Origin of the sequence: Alistipes sp. CHKCI003 (assembly GCF_900021155.1) — a bacterium.
Taxonomy (GTDB): Bacteria; Bacteroidota; Bacteroidia; order Bacteroidales; family Rikenellaceae; genus Alistipes; species Alistipes excrementavium.
Map to the genome: position 1 here is coordinate 1 of NZ_FCNT01000070.1, position 3317 is coordinate 3317.

At 64.7% G+C, this 3317-nt stretch carries 3 protein-coding genes; all 3 read left to right on the forward strand.

Annotated features, from left to right (window positions below):
- The first annotated feature begins 331 nt into the window (after positions 1-331).
- The 3 genes from glyA to BN3659_RS09355 are packed head-to-tail and all read left to right on the forward strand — an operon-like array spanning position 332 to position 3251.
- Positions 332-1612, forward strand: a complete 1281-nt coding sequence (gene glyA / locus BN3659_RS09345; RefSeq protein ID WP_091536452.1) for a serine hydroxymethyltransferase — start codon at positions 332-334, stop codon at positions 1610-1612.
- Positions 1613-1615: 3 nt separating this feature from the next.
- Complete coding sequence (locus BN3659_RS09350; RefSeq protein ID WP_091536454.1) at positions 1616-2296, forward strand: DUF2461 domain-containing protein; 681 nt, start codon at positions 1616-1618, stop codon at positions 2294-2296.
- 1 nt (position 2297) lies between these two features.
- On the forward strand, positions 2298-3251 hold the full coding sequence (locus BN3659_RS09355) for an alpha/beta hydrolase (RefSeq protein WP_091536455.1): 954 nt from the start codon (positions 2298-2300) through the stop codon (positions 3249-3251).
- Positions 3252-3317: the final 66 nt, after the last annotated feature.

Below are 3317 nucleotides of genomic sequence, written 5' to 3' on the forward strand. Positions count from 1 at the left end.
GCGCACGCCCCCCCCTCACTGCGGACCGTATACCGCCCGCAGCCCGGTCCGGCTCTTCCGCCTGCGCCGCACCGCGGCCAAGCCCCGGCGCCGGCCGCGGATGCGCGCGCTCTTTTCGGACGCCGCACCCGCCGGCGGTTCCCCTGCCGACGTTCGGCGCTCCGCTCCCGGGAGCCCGGAAGCACCGGATTTCCGGGTAGGCGCTCCGCCAGCGGCGGAGGCGGAAAACGCTTCAAAGGTACTAAATTTTTCGGGAAACGCATTTCGGGGTGTCGAAATTCGCTAAATATTACTATCTTTACACCACGCAACCAAATTTACTTACACTTTAATGAAAACAGACACCCAAATCTTCGATTTGATCGCCGAGGAGCGCCAGCGGCAGATGAAAGGCATCGAGCTGATCGCCTCGGAAAATTTCGTCAGCGACGAGGTGATGCAGGCCATGGGCTCCGTGCTCACCAACAAATACGCCGAAGGCTATCCCGCCGCCCGCTACTACGGCGGCTGCGAGGTGGTCGACAAGGTGGAGCGCCTCGCCATCGAGCGCATCTGCCGGCTCTACGGCGCCGAGTATGCCAACGTGCAGCCCCACTCGGGCGCACAGGCCAACATGGCCGTCTTCTTCGCGTGCCTCAAGCCGGGCGACACCTTCATGGGCCTCGATCTGGCGCACGGCGGCCACTTGTCGCACGGTTCGCCGGTCAACATGTCGGGCATGTACTTCAACGCCGTGGGCTACCAGCTCAACGAGGCGACAGGCGTGATCGACTACGACAAGATGGAGCAGAAGGCCCTCGAATGCAAGCCCAAGCTGATCGTGGGCGGCGCTTCGGCCTATTCGCGCGAATGGGACTACAAGCGCATGCGCGAAATCGCCGACAAGGTGGGCGCGCTGCTGCTCGTCGACATGGCCCACACGGCGGGTCTGATCGCCGCCGGACTGCTGGAGAACCCCGTGAAGTACGCGCACATCGTTACCTCGACGACGCACAAGACGCTGCGCGGCCCGCGCGGCGGCATCATCCTCATGGGCAAGGACTTCGAGAATCCGTGGGGCCTCAAGACCCCGAAGGGTGCGGTGAAGATGATGTCGCAGGTGCTCAACTCGGCCGTCTTCCCCGGCATACAGGGCGGCCCGCTGGAGCACGTGATCGCCGCCAAGGCCGTGGCTTTCGGCGAAGCGCTCGAACCCTCCTACAAGGAGTACCAGACGCAGGTGCAGAAGAACGCCCGGGCGATGGCCGAAGCGTTCGTCAAGCGCGGCTACAAGATCGTTTCGGGCGGCACGGACAACCACCTGATGCTGGTCGACCTGCGCACGAAGTTCCCCGAACTGACGGGCAAGCTGGCCGAGAAGTGCCTCGTGGCGGCCGACATCACCACCAACAAGAACATGGTGCCGTTCGACAGCCGCTCGCCGTTCCAGACCTCGGGTCTGCGTTTCGGCACGCCGGCCATCACCACGCGCGGCGTGAAGGAGGACAAGATGGACTACATCGTGGGCCTCATCGACCGCGTGCTGAGCGATCCGGAGAACGAAGCCAACATCGCGGCCGTCCGCAAGGACGTGAACGCCATGATGGCCGACTATCCGCTCTTCGCATGGTAGCCGATGAAGGAGGTCATCGAATTTTTCCGCGAACTGCACGACCACAACACCCGCGAATGGTTCGACGCGAACCGCGCGCGCTGGAAGAGGGTCCAGACGCAGTTCCATGCTTTTGCCGAAGGGTTGATCGACGGAATCGCGTCGTTCGACCCTTCGGTCCAAGGGCTTCGTGCGAAAGACTGCACCTACCGCATCGCCCGCGACACGCGCTTCAGCCCCGACAAGTCGCCCTACAAGACCTATATCGGTGCCTATGTAGCCCCGCACGGCAAGAAGTCGGGCTATGCCGGCTACTATTTTCACATCGAGCCCTGCGCCGACACGCCGGTGTGGAGCAGCATGCTGACGGCGGGTCTCTACTGCCCCGGGCCGGTCGTGCTGCGCTCGGTGCGCGAGGAGATACTCGACAATGGCGCGGAGATTGCAGCGGCCATCCGCGAGGCGACGGGTTTCACGGTCTGCGAGCAGAACAAACTCAAACGCACTCCCGCGGGCTTCCCGCGCGGCAGCGAGTACGACGAATTGCTCAGGCTCAAGGACTTTTGCATCCAGCAGCGGATCACGGAGGAGTTCCTCGCGGCGCCCGATCTGCTGGAGCGGACGCTCGCCGAGTTCCGCCGGACGAAACATTTCGTCGGCATTCTGAACCGCGCCGTGCGGTTCGCTCACGAAGAGATGATGTGATATGAAAAAGTTACTGTGGTTCGCAGCGCTCTTCGCCGCCGTGGCGGCGTCGGCGCAGGAGGTGGAGAAGACGACGTTCCTCTACGCCGTCGAAGGGAGCGATTCGCTGCGCGTGGATCGCTACCGCGTGCAGGGCGACAGGGCGGAGCCGGCGCCCTGTCTGGTCTTCGTCTTCGGCGGCGGCTTCGTGTGGGGCAGCCGCGACGACGCCTCGTACCTGCCGTTCTTCGAGTACATGGCGCGCCGCGGATTCACCGTGGCCTCGATCGACTACCGGCTCGGTCTGCGGGCCGCTTACGAAGCCGGCACGCTCGACGAACGAACCTTCCCCGCGGCCTTTCCGGCCAGCATCGAGACGGCCGCCGAGGATCTGTACAGCGCGACGGCCTATCTGCTGGCCCATGCCGACGAGTGGGGGATCGACCCCCGCCGGATCGTAGCCTGCGGTTCGAGCGCCGGAGCCATCACGGTGCTGCAAGCCGAATACGGTCTCTGCGCGGGCGCCGAGGCCGCGCGCAAATTGCCCGCGGAGTTCAATTACGGGGGTGTGATCGCGTTCGCGGGCGCCCTTTTCGCCGTGGGCGACGATCTGGCGTGGGGCACGGCGCGCACGCCGGCGCCGATGCTGCTCTTCCACGGAGATGCCGACCGCAACGTGCCCTACGGCGCCGTGCGTGCCATGGGGGCCGGGTTCTTCGGTTCGGAATATATCGCCGCGCAACTCACCGAAATGGGGGTTCCCCATGCGTTCTACTCGGTCGCCAATGCGGGACACGAGATCGCCGTCTCGCCGATGAACGAGAACCGCTTCGAGATCGACTCGTTCCTCGAAAAGCTGGTCTTCCAACGCCTGCCGCTGCGGATCGACACGCGGATTGCGGCACTCGACAAACCCGATGTGCCGAAGGCGTTCACGCTCGGAGAGTACATCGAAGCCAACTTCGGCGGCCGGTAGCTCCTGCGGCGGCCGGGGCGGCGGAAATTCCGCCGCGCCATTCCGAGGCGGGCCGCGGGCAGAGCC